16 protein-coding genes are annotated in these 21,103 nt (G+C 41.1%); 10 read left to right on the top strand and 6 right to left on the bottom strand.

Features of this window, described 5'->3' with window-relative positions; translation table 11 throughout:
* The first annotated feature begins 13 nt into the window (after positions 1-13).
* The 8 genes from tssH to BI198_RS09235 all read left to right on the top strand — a co-directional run bounded on the left by tssH (position 14) and on the right by BI198_RS09235 (position 12,173).
* Positions 14-2,671, top strand: a complete 2,658-nt coding sequence (gene tssH, locus BI198_RS09270; RefSeq protein ID WP_070049302.1) for a type VI secretion system ATPase TssH — start codon at positions 14-16, stop codon at positions 2,669-2,671.
* A gap of 244 nt (positions 2,672-2,915) precedes the next feature.
* Positions 2,916-3,395 (top strand): Hcp family type VI secretion system effector, encoded by a 480-nt coding sequence (locus tag BI198_RS09265; RefSeq protein ID WP_070049301.1) that lies wholly within the window; start codon positions 2,916-2,918, stop codon positions 3,393-3,395.
* 92 nt (positions 3,396-3,487) lie between these two features.
* Positions 3,488-5,305, top strand: coding sequence for a type VI secretion system tip protein TssI/VgrG (gene tssI / locus BI198_RS09260; protein WP_070049300.1), 1,818 nt, complete (start codon positions 3,488-3,490; stop codon positions 5,303-5,305).
* Positions 5,306-5,334: 29 nt separating this feature from the next.
* Positions 5,335-5,628, top strand: coding sequence for a PAAR domain-containing protein (locus BI198_RS09255; RefSeq protein WP_070049299.1), 294 nt, complete (start codon positions 5,335-5,337; stop codon positions 5,626-5,628).
* A 5-nt stretch (positions 5,629-5,633) separates the two neighbouring features.
* On the top strand, positions 5,634-6,725 hold the full coding sequence (locus BI198_RS09250; protein WP_070049298.1) for a hypothetical protein: 1,092 nt from the start codon (positions 5,634-5,636) through the stop codon (positions 6,723-6,725).
* A complete protein-coding gene (locus tag BI198_RS09245; protein WP_070049297.1) occupies positions 6,710-7,714 on the top strand; it encodes a hypothetical protein in 1,005 nt (334 codons plus the stop codon). Before BI198_RS09250 ends, BI198_RS09245 begins: the two co-directional genes overlap by 16 nt.
* Positions 7,715-7,732: 18 nt before the next feature.
* Positions 7,733-11,815: an RHS repeat-associated core domain-containing protein gene (locus BI198_RS09240; RefSeq protein WP_070049296.1), complete on the top strand. Its 4,083-nt coding sequence runs from the start codon at positions 7,733-7,735 to the stop codon at positions 11,813-11,815.
* 1 nt (position 11,816) lies between these two features.
* On the top strand, positions 11,817-12,173 hold the full coding sequence (locus tag BI198_RS09235) for a hypothetical protein (RefSeq protein WP_070049295.1): 357 nt from the start codon (positions 11,817-11,819) through the stop codon (positions 12,171-12,173).
* 143 nt (positions 12,174-12,316) lie between these two features.
* Here BI198_RS09235 and BI198_RS09230 read toward each other — a convergent pair whose 3' ends face one another.
* The 5 genes from BI198_RS09230 to BI198_RS15990 form a co-directional block, all read right to left on the bottom strand.
* Positions 12,317-13,051, bottom strand: coding sequence for a glucose 1-dehydrogenase (locus tag BI198_RS09230; RefSeq protein WP_070049294.1), 735 nt, complete (start codon positions 13,049-13,051; stop codon positions 12,317-12,319).
* A 95-nt stretch (positions 13,052-13,146) separates the two neighbouring features.
* A complete protein-coding gene (locus tag BI198_RS09225) occupies positions 13,147-13,542 on the bottom strand; it encodes an MAPEG family protein (protein WP_070049293.1) in 396 nt (131 codons plus the stop codon).
* A gap of 34 nt (positions 13,543-13,576) precedes the next feature.
* The gene (locus tag BI198_RS09220) at positions 13,577-15,070 is read right to left on the bottom strand and encodes a protein adenylyltransferase SelO (RefSeq protein ID WP_070049292.1); all 1,494 of its coding nucleotides are present in this window, start codon (positions 15,068-15,070) and stop codon (positions 13,577-13,579) included.
* 329 nt (positions 15,071-15,399) lie between these two features.
* Entirely contained in the window at positions 15,400-16,767 is a 1,368-nt protein-coding gene (locus BI198_RS09215) for an NAD(P)-binding domain-containing protein (RefSeq protein WP_070049291.1), read from the bottom strand.
* A 275-nt stretch (positions 16,768-17,042) separates the two neighbouring features.
* Entirely contained in the window at positions 17,043-17,192 is a 150-nt protein-coding gene (locus tag BI198_RS15990) for a hypothetical protein (RefSeq protein ID WP_158007091.1), read from the bottom strand.
* 444 nt (positions 17,193-17,636) lie between these two features.
* Here BI198_RS15990 and BI198_RS09210 point away from each other — a divergent pair, with 444 nt between their 5' ends.
* On the top strand, positions 17,637-18,410 hold the full coding sequence (locus BI198_RS09210; protein ID WP_070049290.1) for a PEP-CTERM sorting domain-containing protein: 774 nt from the start codon (positions 17,637-17,639) through the stop codon (positions 18,408-18,410).
* Between the two features lie 113 nt (positions 18,411-18,523).
* On the opposite strand, the gene BI198_RS09205 is transcribed toward BI198_RS09210, so the two are convergent.
* Positions 18,524-19,030, bottom strand: coding sequence for an alpha/beta hydrolase (locus BI198_RS09205; RefSeq protein WP_070049289.1), 507 nt, complete (start codon positions 19,028-19,030; stop codon positions 18,524-18,526).
* Between the two features lie 247 nt (positions 19,031-19,277).
* Between BI198_RS09205 and BI198_RS09200 the strand changes: the two genes are divergently transcribed.
* On the top strand, positions 19,278-20,825 hold the full coding sequence (locus tag BI198_RS09200) for a leucyl aminopeptidase family protein (protein WP_074467416.1): 1,548 nt from the start codon (positions 19,278-19,280) through the stop codon (positions 20,823-20,825).
* Positions 20,826-21,103 lie beyond the last annotated feature (278 nt).

Genomic DNA, 21,103 nt, shown 5'->3' with positions numbered 1-21,103 from the left:
ATAGGAAGCAAATATGTCGACCACCACGTTAAAAAGTTTGGTAGAAAAACTGAATCAAACTAGCCGGGCTTCATTAGAAGCAGCTACCGCGCGTTGTCAATCACGTAGTCATTACAGTGTAGAAATAGAGCATTGGCTTGACGCTATTTTGGCCCAAGCTGATAACGATATAAGTTTAATTTTACGTAGTTTTGATATTAACCCAGACCTGGTTAAGCAGCAGATACAACAAGTATTAGAGCATTTAAAAACCGGTAATAGTAGTTTGCCCAGTATTTCAGTACAGCTTATTAATCTGTTACGTGCTTGCTGGCTAAATACCACAATCGACTTTTCCGATGAACAAATGCGCTCAGCTTATATTCTGTATAGCTTACTTAAAGATGATAGCTTATCGGCATTAATACTGCGCCGTATACCCGCGTTAGAGAAAGTCGATGCCGCTGAGTTATTAAGAGTGTGGCCTGAATTAGCGCGGCATTCCAGCGAGCAACAGCAAGCTATTAATTCCGCAGCCAGTCCGGCCATTAAGGCCGGTAAAACGCCAGCATTAGATCAATTCACTACTGACTTAACTGCTCAAGCTTATGCTGGAAAAATTGATCCTATTGTAGGTCGTGATGATGAAATACGGCAGATGATCGATATTTTAACCCGTCGCAGGCAAAATAATCCTATTTTAACCGGTGAAGCGGGTGTCGGTAAAACCGCGGTAGTTGAAGGTTTAGCCTTAAAAATTGCGGCTGGCGAAGTACCAGATAAATTAAAAAACGTTAGTTTACGGGTGCTTGATTTAGCTTTGTTACAAGCGGGTGCGGGGATGAAAGGTGAGTTTGAAAACCGTTTAAAAAATGTCATTAAAGAAGTTAACTCATCAGCAATACCCATTATTCTTTTTATTGATGAAGCCCACACTATGATTGGCAGTGGAGGCCAAGCAGGTCAAAATGACGCGGCAAACCTATTAAAACCTGCATTAGCACGGGGCGAATTAAGAACTATCGCCGCCACAACCTGGGCAGAATATAAGAAATACTTTGAAAAAGATGCGGCATTAACTCGTCGCTTTCAAGTGGTTAAAATTGAAGAACCCTCTGTTGAACTAGCCGTTATTATGATGCGCGGTTTATTACCAGTTATGGAGCAACACCATAAGGTAAATATTACCGATCAAGCCTTACAGGCCGCGGTAACTTTATCCCACCGTTATATCAATGGTCGTCAGCTGCCGGATAAAGCAGTTGGGTTGTTGGATACGGCTTGTGCCCGGGTTGCCATGAGCCAAGATACGGTGCCTGGTGCAGTAGAGGCCTTGCAACGTAAACTACAACAACTAGGCCAACAAATTGCAGTGCTACAGCGTGAGCAGCGCTTAGGCGTCGCCCATGATGAGCAATTACAACACTTGCAACAACAACAATCAGCTACAGAATCCAATCTTGAGCAAGTGACCGAGCAGTGGCAGCGAGAGCAGCAGCAAGTAGCGACTGCGCGGCAATTAGCGCAACAACTTACGACTGCCGAACAAGTCGACTGCGAACAAACTGCTGATGCAATAATCTTACAGCAGCAGCAGCAGCAGCAGCAACTACTACAGCAGTTACTTGATATTAAAGCTGAGCTTAATCAAATTGCCGAGCCGATGGTGCATTGGCAAGTTAATGAACAACTGATCGCCGAAGTTATTTCAGACTGGACCGGTATTCCACTTGGCAAAATGCAAGCAGATGAAATAAACACTGTTTTAGCTTTAAGCAGCCATTTGGCTGAGCGGGTAATTGGCCAAGACCATGCATTAGATTTAATGGCCCGGACAGTCCAAACTTCACGTGCTCAATTAGCAGATGAAAGTAAACCTAACGGCATATTTTTATTAACGGGTCCAAGTGGTGTGGGTAAAACTGAAACTGCATTAGCGTTAGCCGAGCAGGTATATGGCAGTGAGGCTCAATTAACTGTGATAAATATGTCAGAGTTTAAAGAAGAGCATAAAGTGTCTTTATTACTGGGATCGCCTCCTGGTTACGTAGGCTATGGTGAAGGGGGCGTGTTAACAGAAGCGGTTAGACGTAAACCTTATAGTGTTATTTTGCTTGATGAAATGGAAAAGGCTCATCCGGGCGTTCAAGATATTTTTTATCAAGTATTTGATAAAGGCACGATAAAAGATGGTGAAGGTCGAGATATCGACTTTAAAAATACCATTATTATTATGACCTCCAACGTGGGTACCGATACCACAATGCGTTTATTTGAAGATCCAGATACTGCGCCTTCAATAGATGGCTTAGCAAAAGCTTTAAAGCAAGATTTATTACAAGTGTTTAAACCAGCCTTCTTAGGCCGATTAAATCTTATCCCGTATATTCCGTTAGATGATACAAAATTAGCCCGGATCACCGTCTTACAACTGGCGCGGATAGAAAAGCGTTTACACCAACATTATCAAGCCAGCTTTAGTTATAGCGATGAAGTTATCAACTTTATTGTTAATCAATGCCAAGACGCAGGTACAGGGGCGCGAACAATTCATAACATTTTACAAAATCAGCTTCTTCCTGAATTGTCGATAGGTTTGTTACAAAAGGTAGCTCAAGATATTGATATTAAACATATTGATTTAGCAATCAATCAGGACGGCTTTCAATATGAAATCAAAGAATTAACATAAAAGATAAATGAATTATCATTTTAGTTAATTTATTGTTGTCAATAAATGTGTAAAGGGTATAATTTGTAAGCTTTTAAGGCTAAATAAATGAAAATATTTATAATTACATTTTAGTTTTGTTAATTAAGTGGTGGTATGTAACTTATAAATACTGGCTTTTTAATGCGTTGACGGGTAACACTTTGCCCAGATCCAATTGATGTCCATTGTTGGACACTGTTTAAATATGCAAAAGGAGCATAGCATGCAAGCAAATACCTATTTGAAATATGGTGCGATCAAGGGTGAGACTACTGCTGAAGAATTCAAAGACATGATCACTGTTTTGTCTATGGATTGGGGAACTCAGCGTGAATTATCTTCATTTACTGGTACCGCAATGGATCGTGAGGCAAGTGCAACTCGCTTAAATGATATTGTTGTTACTAAGTTGCAAGATAAGTCATCACCAGATTTATTTAAAGAAGCCACTATTGGTAAAGGTCAAAAAGCTGTTTTCCACATTACTAAGCAAGGCGATAAAGTAGAAGAGATCATGAAGATAGAACTGACTGATGCCATGATCAGCAGCTATCAAATGTCTGTTTCTGGCGACCGTCCAATTGAAACTATTGTTATTAGCTACACTGAGTTGATGATGACTGTTACTCCTACCGACGATAAAAACAACGTTACTGCACCATTGGTATATGGTTATAGCGGTGTTAAAGGTTCTAAGCTGTAACTTGCTAACTCTGATACTGGTGTGGTTTACACACCAGTATCTTATGTCGCTTATTTACCTATCAACTTAGTCTTTTATATTGAGGCGAATGGATGCAACAGGCAACCCAGGACGAAAATAGCATCAAGATAGACACCCCCTTGGGTAAAGATGCCGTCATACTTACTCGTTTTGTTTATAAAGAAGCGCTATCTAGTTTATTTAGTCTTAAAGCTGAAGTGTTTAGTAATGGCCGGACGGTAAAACCAAATGAGCTAATAGGTAAGGAAGTAACCATCACTTTAGAGTTAGGTGGGCATAAACAGCGCTATATCCATGGCATTATTGCTGATATCACCGCGTTAGGTCATCGTGTAGATAGCGAAGCCGCGGGTGCAGAGTATCGCGATTTTAGCCTTAATATTGTCGCTGGCGCATGGTACATGCAGCATAAAGTGAACAGTCGTATATTTCGATCACTTAATGTATTGAAAATTGTCGAAACCATCGCAGCAGAGCATGGTGTTAAAATTGATGCTGCCGCTAAGGTGCAAGCGGGGAACTACCCAAATTATGATTTTAAAGTTCAGTATGAAGAAAGTGATATGGACTTCGTGCAACGCTTACTTGAGCAAGAAGGTATCTTTTACTTCTTTGAGCATACCAAGTCAGCACATAAACTAATATTAGCCGACAGTGCTGCTGCTTATGCACCTAATTCAGAAGCAAAAGTCCCCGTTTTTACCGGCAGTTTATCTGAACCCCATGTCCATCATTGGCAACATGCGGTGGTTATGGCGCCGGGTAAGTTCACACAACGTGGCTATGATTTAAAAAAACCGATGTCGTTACCCACTGGTGATGTTACCAAAGGTGGTTTAGTCACTGGCCATAACAACTATGAAGTATTTCGTTATGAGGCAGAATCTGAGTTCCATAGTCGAAGCAAAAAAATAGCCGGTATAAGATTAGACGCATTACAGCGTGATATGCAGCGCCGACAAGGCGCCAGTAATTGTCGTTCTTTTAGCATAGGCAAAACTTTTACCATCACTAAGCACGACGATCCAGCCGAGATGGGTAAGCAGTATGTATTAACTGAATTAGTATTAACCGCCGCTATTGCCAGCCAGTCTGGCGCCAATAAATCAGGCCAACAAACTATTGGAAATCAATTTTATTGCGTACCAAAAGACGTCGCCTATCGGCCGCAATTACGTTGTGCAAAGCCCATTATTCATGGTGTGCAAACCGCGACAGTTACCTGTAAAGGTAACGAAGAAATTTCGATTGATGCCTTGGGTCGTATCACCGTGAAATTTCACTGGGATCGCAGTGAAATTAACGACCATCAAAGTTCTTGTCCTATCCGAGTTAGCCAAAACTGGGCAGGTAAAAACTGGGGCGCTTTTTTCTTCCCTCGGCGCGATCAAGAAGTCTTAGTCGAATTTTTAAATGGCGATCCGGATCAACCGATAGTCATTGGCGCAGTTTATAACTCTGATCATATGCCGCCTTATAATTTACCTGATGAAAAAACGCAATCAGGTATTAAAACCCGCTCTACAGAAAAAGGCGCCGCAGCAAACTTTAACGAAATTCGCTTTGAAGATAAAAAGGGCGAGGAGTTACTGTATTTACATGCAGAAAAAAACTTTGAGTTACAAGTCGAAAACAATCAAACCGATGTTATTGGTAATGACCGACTGACAACGATAACGGGTAATGATAACGAAAATGTTAAGAAGAACCGCCAAGTAGCGATTGATGGCGGCGACACATTAAATGTAGGTAAAAAGTTAATTATAGATGCTGGCGACTCAATAACCATTAAAACGGGTGCGGCGTCAATTTCGATGAAAAGCGATGGCTCTATTGATATTAAAGGCACCAATATCACGATTAAGGGCTCTAAGCTTAGCCTTAATTAAAATCGACATAGCATTAAAGGAACTAAACTATGGCTAAACCTGCTGCGGTTATTGGCATGATGCATGTCTGCCCCAAGGTTGACCCGGGGCCTAAACCCCATGTTGGTGGCCCTGTAGTATCAGGATCAGCCAATGTCACTATTTGTGGTATACCAGCGGCAACTAAAGGCGATAAATTGGTCTGTATTGGTCCTCCTGATACCATAAGTGCTGGCTCAGCCACGGTATTTATTAATGGCAAAAATGCCGCTAGGTTGGGTGATGCAACCGAGCATGGTGGAAAAATTGTTGCGGGCATGCCAACTGTACTTATTGGTGGTTAAGCGCAATGTTAGTAGATGAAACCCTAGTAGGTAACACCCGTTTGCTGTTACAACAAAGACTACAGTTAGTTCATAGTCGTTATGTTGGTTTACAGCAATTGCGCCAACATGACCTAAAGCTGATAGCTAATATAAAATTAATCCAACAACGGGGTATAACCCCAGAAATGCCATTATGGTTGCAATGGATAGCTAATACTAGCAACCAACAATTATCGTTAATAGAGCTAGAACAGTTTTTAATGGCTGAACCAGCTTGGTTACTACTACATGAAATAAAAGCATTATTGCAACCAGAATGGTTGATAAGATTTATCGCAAATATGCAGCGTAACTCGGATGCAAAAAACAGTGAGTTATTCTGGCCGTTGGCAATAAGATTACAACTTAAGCTTGATCCATTTCACTTTAGCCAGCCAATAAATGCCGCAGCTATCTGGTATGTTGCATGTTCAGCCCAGCCAGAGTTGCACTCGAAACTAGTTGGATATTCCGCTAAATTACCAGCTGATGATCTGCTATTGCCGCTAGTACACACGGCAATTTATAGCTATCAGAACAGTAATTGTAATAGTGAGTGGTCGGCTGAAAATAATTATTGTGAAGTCGATTTAGTGCAACAGTTAGTTAAAACTGAACAATTACAGGCTGCACAATTAATATTGTTATTAACCGCCGCCACAGAGACAAAACAAAACGATATTATTACGTTATTAATTAATAATATTAATACCCAGTCATTAGCTATTTTGGCCTTAGCTATCACCGGGAAAACTAAATTTATTACTTTATTATTGGAATTAGCCCAACAACCTCAGACCAGTGAAGCGGCTGCAGATAGTTTAGCCTGCATATTAGGCGTAATTGAAGCCGATACTTTATTGTGTGATGTTAGCCAATTAGCCAACCTAAATTTAGATGCAACGACTAAATATCTTTCTGGCAAAGCATTAAGTTCAGCAACACTAGGTAAAATTTGGCAACAAGGAAATCAGCAGCAACGGCGCATTGCCGCTTGTTATGCTCGATTAAGTAACAATAACATTAGCTGGCGTGAGCCTGATACCTTGTTAGGTGGTATATGGCACAACCAATAGCCATAGCGCAGTATGCGGTTGTTACCGGTAAAACCAAAGATACAGCACTGGCAATGGCATTAGCCAATAATCCCATACCCGCCGAATTTTTTAGTTGGCAGCATAATGATTTGCCGGCAAATTTTGTTACCGGCGCCAACCTTGCTACTAGCCTAACGGAACGGATTATATTATTGCTAACAGAGCTATGGCCCAGCATTGAGCAAGCTATTGCGGATAGCGAAGTATATTTACTATTACCGGAATTCTCTGGCGTTGATAGCGCCGAATTACACTATTTGTTGCAAGCTATAATGCGCCAGTTTCCGTCGTTATTACGCTCAGAGCATTGTAAGGTGTTTCCTTATGGTCGAGCGGCGGCCTTAATGGCGTTTGCTGCGGCTAACGCCAAGCTAAACAGCAATATAAGCAGCAATAAAAGTAAAAACATCTGGTTATTAGCCGTAGATAGTTTAGCGGTAGCAACCCGTCTGGATAAGCATACAGCACAGGCAGTTGCCTCAGAAGGCGCTGTCGCGGTGTGTTTAACCCTAAGTAATACTGGCCTTGTTAGCTTACTCCACGCAGCCGATGTCAATATTAGCAAACGTTTAGCTACTGCTAATACAAATGCAGCTTCGGCAGGTGCCATTAATGCTTCAGCCGACAATGATGAGTTGGCATTGGCCGATTTATTCTTAAAAGTTGTCAGTGAATATAACCAACCCCTAGGCTATATCATGCTGCCAGATACAGGCGAAACTAAGCTGACGTCGGCATGGTTACAGCAGTATCAACATCTACATGGGGTGGTGGATAGTAATACGCAGTTTGAATTCCCCAGTTATTTTACTGGTGAGTTGGGAACTGCCGGGGGCTTGTATCGATTGTTATATATGTATTTAAGCTTTGAGCAGCAACGATTAACAGCGCCGTTATTACAATGCGAAATAGCTGAGCAGTCGTATCGTGCGGTATCAGTATTCAGTTATCAATCGATGCCACAATAACAAGGACGTTTAATTAAAATGACGGCGCAACATGTTCAGTTAAAAACCCGTTATGGCAATATGATTTTGCTTAGCAGTACCGCGACGCCAAGCGCGGGACAAGTCCTTATCTTTAATTCTGCAGTTGATGCTGCCGCTTATTTGCAAACAAACTTTCAACAAGGATCACTTCTTAATAATAAAGCGGGATTAAATAGCATTCTGCATAACTTAGGTGCGGCAAGCATTAATAATGGTGCAACTATAAATGCGACTGACCAAGCTTATGCCGTGTTAGGCAAAGCGATAATGGCGCGGAAGTTATTTATATATGAATTAGCATCTAAAACGCCAGCAATTTCCACGCAGACCAGCAGTAGCGCACCGGCAGTAGGGAAGCAAAAACCGGCTAATCAAGGTGGTCGTACTGATGATACAAGTCTGCAGACAAACTCTAATAATACAGCAGTTACTTCAGACCAAGCTGGGAGTAACGCGGCGGGTACTGCGGTAACCGAAAATAAAAATTTAGTGACAGAGGGCGATCCAGTTGCTATGTCCACGGGTGAAGAAATTTTAGCCTTAACCGATTTTAGTTTGCCCGGGGCTATGCCATTAAACTTTGTGCGTACTTATCGTTCTAGCCAAAGCCATGAAAATATAGGAATGGGCTTTGGATGGCGTAGTAATTTTCATTTAAAGATTGTTGCCATTGAAGCAGAACAGCAGCCTGAACTAAATGGCTTTATATTACATAATGAAGAAGGTCGCCGTTTACACTTTTCTAAACCAGAAGTAGGCCAAACTAGCTATCAGATAGCAGAAGATTTGGCGCTACGCTGTGAGCAAAACGGTAGTCTGGTCTTATTAAAGCCTGACAATAGCCAATGGGTGTTTGTACCTTCTACTGAGGTTAAACAGCAATGGCAATTACATCAGATACTAGACAGCTTAGGCCACTACTTACAGTGTTATTATGATAAACATAACCGACTGAGTAGAATCGATTACACTCGAAAGCGTGGTATAGAGCTGCATTATAACCAACAAGGTACCTTGCAACGTATCGATGCAGTAGAGCAAACAAAAGTCGGTTTATCACCCGTACAGCAACAGTTGGCTGTTTATCAATATGACACTGATCTTAATCTTATTGTTGCTACCAACATGGCAGGGCAAACAGAGCATTATCAGTATCAACAACATTTAATTATTCAGCGCCAACGTGCGAGTGGTTTTAAGCATTACTTTACTTGGCAGGGTGAAGGGCCTACGGCAAAGTGTATTAGAAACTGGGGTGATGATGGCTATTACGATTATCACTTTGCATACCATGAGCAACAAGGCCTAGCCATTAGTACCGACAGCCGTGGTCAACGCTGGCAATACTTTCATGATGAACGCAACCAACTAATTAAAAAAATTGCCCCCGATGGCGCCACTTGGTTATATAGCTGGAATCAATTTGGTAAAAAAATCGCAGAAACTGCACCTAATAACTCTGTCACGCGTTACTATTTTAATGAGCTAGGCCAACTCAATACCGTGGAACAAGCCGATGGCGCCATTAGCCATTTTAACTATAACGAATTTGGTCAACGCTGCGGTTTTATTGATGCTGAAGGTTATCATTGGCGCCGAGAATATACTTCTGGCGGTTTATTAAAAGCAGAAATACTGCCTGACGGTAATAAAACCAGCTATCAATATGATACTGATGGCCAGCTAACAAAAAAGATAACAGCTGATGGTCAGCAAACCTTATTTCACCATAACGATGAAGGACAGTTACTAGCCGTAAAACAGCATAATGCCGTTGTTCGTTATAGCTATGATGCTTTAGGTCGGCTAAATGGCGTATCGGACGCCGCAGGGTTAGTTACTGATTATCAACGTAATAACGCAGGGAAAATTACCCAACAACGGCAATACAGTGCAGCTAATCCAGAGCAAATAACCAGTACAGATTATCATTATGATAATGCCGGTCGACTAATCAGTGAAGAAAAACCATTACAGCAACATAACCAATGGCAATATGAAGGCCTAAGCCAGCCAGTAAAACTATTACAAGCCGATGGCAGTGCCCTTAATTATGAATACGATAAAGAGCGCAACTTAACGGCCATAATGCGCAGTGATGGCGCTCGTTATGAACTCGATTACGACGGTCAAGAGCGGCCTATCGCGCTAAAAGGTTTTGATGGCAGGTTGCAGCAATATCAATATGATAGTAGTGGCAAAGTCAGTAATGTCACTGACGCTGGCCAGCGCCAAATTAAACTTAAACGTGATTTACGCGGTCGCGTTATCGAGCAAATTGCTCGGCATCAACAACAATTAGACAATAATCATTTTCACTACGATAAATTAGGTCGGTTACTGCGCGCCAGTAACGGTCAGCGTAAATTACGCTTTAACTATAACGGCAATGGTCAATTAACCGAGCAATGGCAAGATGACTGGCGCTGTCAGTATCGGTACGATAATAGCGGAAGGATAAGTAGGCTCGAATTAGCCGATGGCAATACACTGCATTACGGTTATAACAATCAAGGCCAGCTATCTGAGCTTAAACTAAATCAGCAAAGCCTATTTAAAAGCCAATACGATAATGTAGGCCGTGAAATCTCACGCCATTTCAATACCGGCTTAACCTTAAGCCAACAATTTGATCCCTTTAGCCGGCTTAGCCAACAGCATTGGCAAAATGCGACATCTGCCAGCGCAGAAAACAGCATTGAAAAAGCAACAGCAACTTTCGTCGACATCAATACACCACAACGGCAACGTCATTATCAATACAGCGCATTGCATCAGCTGATTAAAATTCAAGATAGCCAACACGGCAATACAGATTATCAATTTAACGAGCTAGACCAATTAACTGCTAAAACACATAACCAAGATATTAGCCAAAACGAGCAGCACCAATGGGACAGCTTTGGTAATCCGCAAGGCGCTAATATCGAGGTTAAGCAAGATAGGCTAGTTCGTTATCAAAACAATCATTATCAATATGATGAAAGTGGCAACCAAACAAGTACCAGTTCCAAAGGAAAACGCCAGCAACGCCAATTTAATGGATTTAACCAATTAACTAGCCTTTTTAATAACATAGAAGGTACTGGCTCGGTTACGCGTTACAAATATGATGCATTGGGCCGGCGCAGCGCCAAAATAACAGCCCAGGGACGCACCGATTATCTATGGCAAGGCAACACTTTACTGGGCGAGCACAGCAACGGCGAGTTTACTTGGTATATTTATCAGCCTAATAGCCATCAACCTTTAGCCTTAATAAAATACGGCAAGGTCTATTTTTATCAGCTAGACCAACTCGGCACCCCGTTAAGTCTGACAGATGAAAACAACACCATCGTCTGGCAAGCCCATTACAGTGTATTTGGCCAAGCTACCGTAACCGTAAAAGACATCGACAACCCAATCCGTTTTCAAAGCCAATACTTCGATAACGAAAGCGGGCTACACTACAACCACTTTAGATACTACGACCCAACAACAGGCCGTTTTATCAGCCAAGACCCAATAGGGTTAATCGGCGGAATAAACCATTACCAATACGCGCCAAATCATATTAACTGGGTAGACCCGTTGGGGTTGAAGTGTAAGGAAAACACATGGAATGAGTTTCAAAAAAACTCCAAAGGTGTTTTTAGTAACTCGGAACAAGCTTCAAAAGGATATCAACTTTGGAAAAATCAAAATTGGACAGGTTTACAAGCTCACTTAGGGCCTAACTCTTGGCCACCTAATAGAGGGTTTGTTTGTATATCAAAAGAAATTTTATTGCCAGGAGATAAAGTTGACAGATTCGGTGGTTTTACTAATAGCCAGAATGAATTCAAAGACTTTGGCGCTTTTGTTTCGCCAGAGGGGAACAGCTTTGAGAGTAGAGCGTTGCCAGAGAATACCAAAGAAAAAGCTTATAACGCCTATGAGGTGCTCGCGCCTATTGAGGTGAATTCAGGACCTGCAATACCTTGGTTCGGACAGTCTGGTATGGGAATACAATATGAATTACCTGAAAGCATAGAGTCATTGAAGTTTAATGATAAGATAGTTGCTACAACTCCTGCTTACAAAGTTGAGGATTTATAAGATGTCATATTTTCATAGTCAGCGTCGATTAATTTTACTCTGGGATGGAGCTGAAGATGGGATAACTGACAATTTTTATGAGTATCAATGTCCGATATGTTCTGAAGTATCTAGTTTTACGTTTGCAGATGCAGTTGAATTTATGACTTTGTCAGCAGATTTGCGGACTTATCTTGTAGCTAACAACTTAGTTTCTGAAGGACAATTTGGTTATGAAGTTAAAAAAGGAACATCTGCGTATTGCATTTCTTTAACTTGTAACAGTTGTAAAAATAATATCTGGCTTATTGTTGGTATTAAAGAGATCCAACCACAGCGATATAATTGTTATTTGAAATCAATCATAAGCAATAATTAAAATTTTAAGCCGTTATATTGCTGAAATTATGCAGTATGGATATGCCGACGCACCGCTTGAAGTTGATGCTAGAGCACATGAAATAGCCTGAAGTTTATAAACACCTAACAGCTAAATGCTTTAGCCGCTAGGTATTTATTGTTTTACTGCGCAGTTAAGCCGCCATCGACCACAAACTCTGAACCAGTGGAATAACTGGAATCATCTGACGCTAAATACAGCACGATATTAGACACTTCTTCAGACTTAGCTAAACGTTTTAATGGAATGGTTTTAGCAAAAGCCTCAACTGCAGCTTTAGTATCAGCTTGCATGATCATCGGTGTTTCAATCACGCCAGGGTGTACAGAGTTAACTCGAATACCAAAAGCTGCACATTCTAAAGCTGCGGCTTTAGTCATACCGGTAACGGCGAACTTGGAATCGGTATAACCAATCGCGCCACCAACTATGCCATTGATAGATGAAATATTAACAATAGAGCCGCCACCGGCTTTTTTCATCGACGCGATTACAGATTTCATGCCTAAAAATACGGACACTTGGTTAATATCCACAATACGCCGATAATCTTCTAACGAAGTCTCTAAAATAGATTTCGCCATAGTAATACCAGCATTATTAACTAACACATTGACCGGCCCGAATTTTTGCTCAGTGCCAGCAATAACATTTAACCAATCTTGTTCGTTAGTGACGTTTTGCTGAATAAAAAATGCCATTTCGCCAAGCTCGGCTGCGAGGGCCTGGCCTTTTTGTTGATTTAAATCCGTTAAAACCACCTTTGCGCCTTCGGCAATGAACAGACGGGCATGTGCTTCACCCATACCTTGTGCTGCACCGGTGATAATAACGACTTTACCTGCTAAACGAGTCATATCCTGTCCTTATTTAATATGGGGTCGGAGTATATTAATAAAATGTTAAAAAACAACATCGCTAGTTTCAAGTGTTCTGACCCCTTGAAAAAATATTAAAATATTAAGCTTATCATCGCCATGGCAAAACAGCACACCATGCCAAAGAACCATATCAGTGAACGTAAGGTTGCTAGGTTATACCAATAACAAAATAAATAACCAATACGACTTGCCACAAACATCCAGGCTAATGTCACGCTAATACTTCCGACGCTCGGCGAACTCATTGCGGTAATTAACACGGCTGCGGCAAAAATGGCTAAGGCTTCAAAGCTATTGTAATGGGCAGCGTTAGCGCGCTGACCAAAGCCTTTAAGTGCAGCTTGTTGTTGTCGTGGATTGTTATTATCGTAACGACCAGATTTTTGCATGGCATAAGCCAATGGAATTTTTGCTACATAGGGCAAAAACATAGTTACTAACAAACTTAACAGTAATGAAAATAGCATAATGTTCTCTCTTATTAGTTAGGTTTACGTTTTATTAAGTCCCACAAAATGTATTTTTTATTTGCTCTTTGTCACTGGGGGGGGCTGCTAAAAACGCGTCATCTGGTTTTAGTTCAAAAGGTGTGGCTAACGCTTGTTTTAACTGATTAAACAATCTTAGATCGCCATCGGTTGTCGCCTGTTGAATTACTTTGGCAATAATATGGTTACGTGGAATAATCGCCGGATTAGTCGCGTCCATATTTGCTTGTACTTGGCTTAAATCAAGCCCTTGTACAGCTAGGCGTTGTTGCCATGCACTAGCCCAATGTTGCCAAGCCGCTTTGTCGGTCATAAGTGTTATGGTGCCGCTATTACTATCAGTAACACTTTGACTAAGTAGCCTAAAGCCTTGGCTAAAGTCTACTGTATTACTGTGCAGCAATTGCAAAAACCCCGCAATTAATCCCTCATCATCAGCAGTTACTTGTTGTAGACCAATTTTTTTAGCCATTAGTTGTAAAAAGTAGGCTTCATTACGCTGGCCAAAACTTTGTACAGCTGCACTGGCTAGTTCAATGGCTTGCTCTCGTTGCTCGGCGATTAGTGGCAGCAGTGTTTCAGCAAAACGGGCTAAGTTCCAGCTCGCAATTTTGGGCTGATTTCCCCAAGCATAGCGGCCTTGGCTATCAATATAGCTATAAACTTGTGCTGGATTAAAGCTATCCATAAACGCACAAGGGCCATAATCTATGGTTTCACCACTTATAGTCATATTATCAGTATTCATTACACCATGAATAAAGCCAATGCTCATCCAATTAGCAATAAGTTTTGCTTGGTTATCTATTACCGCAGTTAAGAATGCTAAATAAGGATTCGCTTGGCTTAGGCACTCAGGGTAGTGGCGTTTAATAACATAATCAGCAAAAGTTTTTAGTTCAGTCTGTTCACCGTTTTGGGCTTGATGATTAGCCCCGCGATGCGCAATATATTGAAAACTACCCACCCGAATATGACTGCTGGCAATGCGGGTTAAAATAGCGCCAGGCTCGGCAGTATCACGTTGCACCCAATCCCCGGTAATTACAGCTGCTAAAGCGCGAGTGCTGGGAATACCAAGTGCATGCATAGCTTCACTAATTAAATATTCACGTAATACAGGGCCAAGTGGTGAGCGGCCATCTCCCCGACGGGAAAACGGCGTTGTACCAGCACCTTTAAGTTGCATATCAACACGTTTACCGTCACGGTCGATAACTTCAGCTAACAGCAAAGCACGACCATCACCTAATTGGGGCACAAAATGGCCAAACTGATGGCCTGCATAAGCATGGGCTGCTGGCGTTGCCCATTCAGGTAGGTTGTTACCACTAAATAAGTTTAAACCGGCATCAGTTTGCCAATACTGCTCAGGCAGCTGTAATTGTTGTGCCAAAGAGGAATTAAAGGCGATCCATTGCGGTGCGGGTACCACTGTCGGCATACTAGCTTCACTAAAGGGTTTGCCTAATCGGGCTAGACTGTTATCTACCTTAAAATCATTCATATGAAAAATGCCTATTTAAATGCAATGCTCTACAGTGTACAGAGCGGGAATAGTAGATACAAAGAGCATAGTGAATATACGCAATCGAATAGTGAACAGTTTATATCTAATTAGAATAGTTTACATGACAGGGTATTATTTTAACGGTGTATCATGCGCTAAATAAGCTGTTCGATATGGTAGTGAAATAGCAACGGCTAGTATGTAATGAAGTCGAAATTGGCGGTTTAGCTGACATGGTGTTAAAAATGAACTAGCAGGTAAGTATATAGCTATGTAGACAGGTAGGTCGCGATCACTTGGCATCTAACCAAGTGATCGGCAACGTGTTAATCTTTTACTTCAACAAAATCTAAAGCCATAAAGCTTTCTAACGAATCATCTTTAATATCTAACCAAGGTTTTGGTAGCTCGGTTGCCGTGGTATTTGTAATAGTTGAAGTATAGGTTTTCTCTCGAAAACGCATAATATCTTCTTGTTTATCTAGCAACCATTGTTTAAATAACTCACCTTGCTTTTCAACGGCAAAGTCAGGGTAATCAATAGATTGCAATAGGTCGCGAATGTAGGCGCCTTGAAAGTCTATCGATTGATTACAATCAGTCAATTTTTCGTGACGTTGCAACCACAGTTGCATGTCGGATAAGCGTTGCTCTGCATCAGGCAGCACTTTATCGCCTAATATGACATCACGGGCATACCAAGCTTGAACATCAAACATATTAAAAGTGTAATACTGATCCTGCATACCTAAATAAATTAACTTAGGGTTAGTTTGGAAAAATATTCCTTTATATAAGTTGTCTGGATATAAGCAGTTATGAGTTTGTAAGCGTAACTCATCTGGTAAAAACGGAAAATGGAATAAATAGCCCGTACACATAATAATGGCATCAAAAGCTTTACTGCTGCCGTCAATAAAATGCCCCACGTTATCTTCAAAATGGGTTAATAAAGGCCACTCTTGTAAGCCCTCTGGCCATTCAAAACCTAATGGCTTACTTCGATAGCTAATAGTGATAGATTTCGCGCCATATTTATAACATTGCGATGCGATATCTTCACCTGAATAGCTAGAACCAACAATTAATATATCTTTATCTGCAAACTCTAATGCGTCTCTAAAATCATGAGCGTGTAACACCCGGCCAGGAAAGGCTTCTACACCCTCAAAATAAGGCATGTTAGGTGTAGAGAAATGGCCTGTAGCTACCACAACATAATCAAATAGTTCTGTTTCTTGTTGTTCAGTTTTATGGTTCATCACTGTAACGCTAAACATTTCTGTTTCTTGGTTATAGTCTACCCAGCGCACCGGGCATTCAAAGCGAATATATTTTTTAATCGCTTCTTTATCAATGCGTCCCATAATGTAATCTTTTAATACCGCACGAGGGGGATAAGACGGGATAGCACAGCCAAAATGTTCATCAAAGCTATAATCAGCAAATTCTAAACACTCTTTGGGACCGTTTGACCAAAGATATCGGTACATACTACCGTGAACTGGCTCACCGTTTTTATCTAAACCTGTACGCCAGGTATAGTTCCACATGCCGCCAATATCGCTTTGTTTTTCATAACAGATAATTTCTGGTAGGTCGGTATTTCCTGCTTGACGAGCCGCTTCAAAGGCTCTGAGTTGAGCTAAGCCACTTGGGCCAGCGCCCAATATAGCTATACGTTTTTTAGACAAGATATTCTCCTCTGTTGCTAAAACTCGCGTATTCTACTCTTTTTTGAGCGAAATTGCTTAAAAACCTAGCAAAGCTAAATTTGGCCGTATTTTATATGGCATAAATAATAGAATAGCAGCAGAAAAGTACTGTAAATAGTCAAAGGGATCTTAGATAAGCTAACCTAATAAATTGTGTATAAAGTCAAGACTATAAGTTAAATTTTACAGGTGTTAATTACACGGACATCATTAATTAAAAAATGGGTTTTTAGCCAGTTGGATAAGTTTATGGCTTAAGTGGTAACTAGGCGCATTAATAGCAATAATTCAGGCTTTATTTTATCCACTAGGTATTTCTCTGCTTTAGGATCAGTGCTAAGCAGTAAACTTGCCGCCGATTCAACTTGCAAGGAACTGCCAACCACTAATATTTTACCGGCCACACTTAAATGCTCACTAACCAAAAAACTATATTGTTTGGGACGGCTGTAAGGCTAACTTTGTTATTAAATGCTAATTCCTTTTAAAACTACTGTTTTGCTGAATAAAAATAAAAAAGTTTTAAAAAAAGTATTATTAAAAATATATAAAATCTACTTCTAAAATTGGCTAATAGTTTAAATAAAATTATTGCTAATATTGGTGCGAATTTTAAATAATTTTATATGAAAAATAATTTATTTTATAGGAAATGTTCATGTTTAAATTATTTTATTCTGTCAAGATAACTTACATTATAAAATATTATTTTTTTAAATAAAAAATAAAGTATGTGTAAACATTGAATTGTAATCTTGGCATTGTTATTGCCTGAATGTCGTTCGAGATGTGTATTATTGTTTGTCGCTCGAGTCGTGTATCAATTTTTTTTAAAAGAGGATTGAAAAATGAAGAGTACAATTAACACTATAGCGGCTTTACTATTAGCAGGTACCACTTCGGCACATGCTTCGTTTATTAATGATGGTTTGGGTGGGTTATGGGAATATAATGTCAACACTAATATTTCAACACTAATCGGCAATACGGGGACTATGTATGATATTGCTTTAGATCCTACTTCTAACATTTTGTATGGTGTGTTGGGCGGGACTGCTTTGTACGCCATTGACCAAGACACAGCAGCCACTAGCTTTATTGGCAACACGAATGCAATCATTAACGGCTTAACCTTTGGTAGTAATGGTATTTTGTACGGTTCAGGTGGTAATAGCCTGTTTTCACTTAGTTTGAGCACGGGGTTAGCTGGTTTTATTGGTTCGGGAGCGTATAGTTCCTCAGGTGACATTGCTTTTGATGAGATGGGGAATCTTTATCTTTCATCTACTACATCTAATACAGGGCTTGGTGATAGCCTTTGGTTATTAAATGTCTCTAATGGAACTGGAACAATGCTGGGTGTAACAGGTTATGAAGCCGTCTATGGTCTAAGTTTTTTAGATAATACTTTATATGGCTTTACCAATGCTGGCACAACAATTTCATTGAATACCCTGACTGGCGCGGGCACTTTTGTGTCCACTAATGAGATTAGGGCGTTTGGCGCCGATGGTGTGGGCGGTGTCAAAGTACCAGAGCCGGCATCAATCGCTATATTGGCGCTTGGTTTAGCAGGCCTTGGCTTTGCCAGAAGGAAAAGTGCAGCTAAGCTTAAATCCTAAGAGTTGCTAAAAGCCTCGATTTATTCGGGGCTTTTTTTTGGGAGTTAACTAAGGCAATTAAGCATTGTGACTATAACTATAACTATAACTATAACTGGAGTATCGGAGCAGAGTTAGGCTTTATTACTACCTTTAGTTTTGATTAAAAATTGCTTAAACAAAGTCGCGACAGTGTCTATTGAGCTATTAAGCCGATGATCGCCAGCTATTAAATGTAAGCTGTGACAATGTTGCTGACAAAACCTAATAGAGTTTTCTACCGGTATAATATCATCTGACCAGCCATGAACCACTTCAGTTAATACGCTTGAAAAACTGTACTCTTGAATATTATAATTGGCCAAATACAGCGCTGGCGCTAACAAAAATACTGCTTTCACATTCTGGCTTGCAGAGGCTACTAACGACACATAGCCGCCCATACTTGAACCAACAAGCATAAGGTCAGTTTCATTTTCAATAACACTAAGTAACTTTTCTACTCGAAGATCGGGATCAGTGATACCTGAGTAATCAATGCTGTCGACTGCAAACCCTTGCTGTTTTGCAATATCAGCAAGACGTTTTATTTTAGAACCCCAAGGGCCGCTTTCTTTGCCGTGCGAAAATATAATTTTCATCTTGTTCCTTTAATATATCAAATAAATTTATTCGAACATCGCAATACATAGGGCATTAATTACGTAATTATTTTAAAAGGTAAAGCCTGAATGCAAACTTTGGGCTAACTATCGGCTAATTGTTGAGGTCTATCGATAAACGATACCCGGCCAAGTGCGAGTATGATATCAACGGGTTTAAAGCATAGGTTACGCCAGTGGCTAACCTTAAAATTGTTTAGCTAATAATATGAATTTAAGGAATAAAATGAAAAAGCCCTTGCTTTGGTGCGCGGTCGCGCTATTCAGTTTTAGTACAATGGCGGTAACGCCGCAACCCTTTTTAAAAACTCAGGTACAATTTAATCAAAGTCAGCAGCAAGCTGACATCCTAGTAATACTGGTGCCTGAAAACATTACCGAACTAAATATGGCAAAGTGGAGCAAGGTTACTCGTAGTCAAATAAACCGAGCCATACAGGTAGCAGAATTTACGGGTAAAAGCGGCACTAAGCTGGAGATAGTGGCCCCGGTAGGCCTAGATTTTGGCCGTGTGGTGCTCCTAGGTGTGGGCGAGCCAGCACAGTTAAGCCGAGCAAAAGCGGAAGAGTTGGGTGCAACTCTGAGTACACATGTCAACGCGACTAAAGCGAAACGGGTACATGTAAATAGTCAGCTTATTAGCGATATTGAGCTCAATACTACTATCAGTGCATCTTTAGCACATGGCATGGAGCTACGTAATTATCGCTTCGATCGGTTTAAATCTAAACCAGCAGCTCGGCCGGAGCAGAAGTATAGTTTGCAAGTAGCCGATGTTAAGGCAACCCAGGCCCGTTACCAGCAACTGCATGCGCTGGCGCAAGGCGTATTTACCGCGCGCGAGCTAACCAATTTGCCCGGTAGTTCTGGTTACCCAGAAGTATTTGCTAATTATAGCCGTGAGGTGCTAGAGCCATTGGGGGTAAAAGTCACCATTTTAACGCCAGAGCAAGTAAAAGCGTTAGGTATGGGCTCGTTATATGGCGTAAGCCAAGGCAGCGATAACAAATCGTATTTACTTATTGCCCATTGGCAAGGTGCCCCAGGCCAACCAATCGCTTTAGTCGGTAAAGGTAACACCTATGACACGGGCGGTTATAATTTAAAAACAACATCGTCTTCAATTATACGCATGCACACCGACAAAGCAGGTGCCGCAGCCGTAGTTGGTGCAGTGCAAGCCTTAGCGGGCCAAAAAGCCGCAGTGAATGTAGTGGCAGTAGCGCCTCTTTCTATTAACGTGATCTCACGTGATGCGCAGTTGCCAGGTGATGTGGTAACGGCAGGCGATGGCAGTACCATTGAAATTGGTAGCACAGATGCAGAAGGGCGGTTAATTTTAGCCGATGGTATTTGGTATGCCCGAGAGCATTTAAAAGCCCGAGCGATTGTTGATATTGCTACCTTAACAGGCTCTAAAGTACGCGCCTTAGGCACAGCGTATTCTGCCGTATTTACCCAAGATAGTGCTATTGAGCAAACGCTTCGTCAAGCGGGTGAGCAGGTGCAAGAGCGACTTTGGCCATTACCCTTAACCGGTTATGATGACATTACCAAAAGCCGCATTGCCGATAGAATGAACACGGGCTCGCCAGGTGCTCAGGCCGGAGCTATTTTCTTGCAACACTTCGCGGCAGATACACCTTGGGCCCATGTTGATATGGCCGGTGATGCTTTTAGCGCCACGGCTAAAGGTATTCACCCTGAAGGCAGTAATGGCTATGGTGTCCGGTTATTAACGGAATGGGTGCAGTTGTACCAACAAGCTAACTAATCGGCATTGGAGTACTTATTTTAATAATTATTATTTAAATTCTATTCATTTAATCATTTAAATAAACACCGCTATTCGTGATATGGCGGTGTTTTGTCTTTTTTGCCTTATAAACTATTTAGCCTTAAACAGCTCATTCTCAATTATTAGCCAATAATGACTAACTCACCCTACTTTGTTATTGACCAGGCTTTACATGTATTGGTACTAGCAGCCATTGCCTTTCACTTGGTAGAGGATGTAACGATTGATACAACTAACCTTTAGCCTTGTGGGCA

This window comes from Rheinheimera salexigens, assembly GCF_001752395.1.
Classification (GTDB): Bacteria; Pseudomonadota; Gammaproteobacteria; order Enterobacterales; family Alteromonadaceae; genus Alishewanella; species Alishewanella salexigens.
Note: the sequence above shows the minus strand (reverse complement) of the source record. Positions and strands in the feature narration are given on the sequence as shown.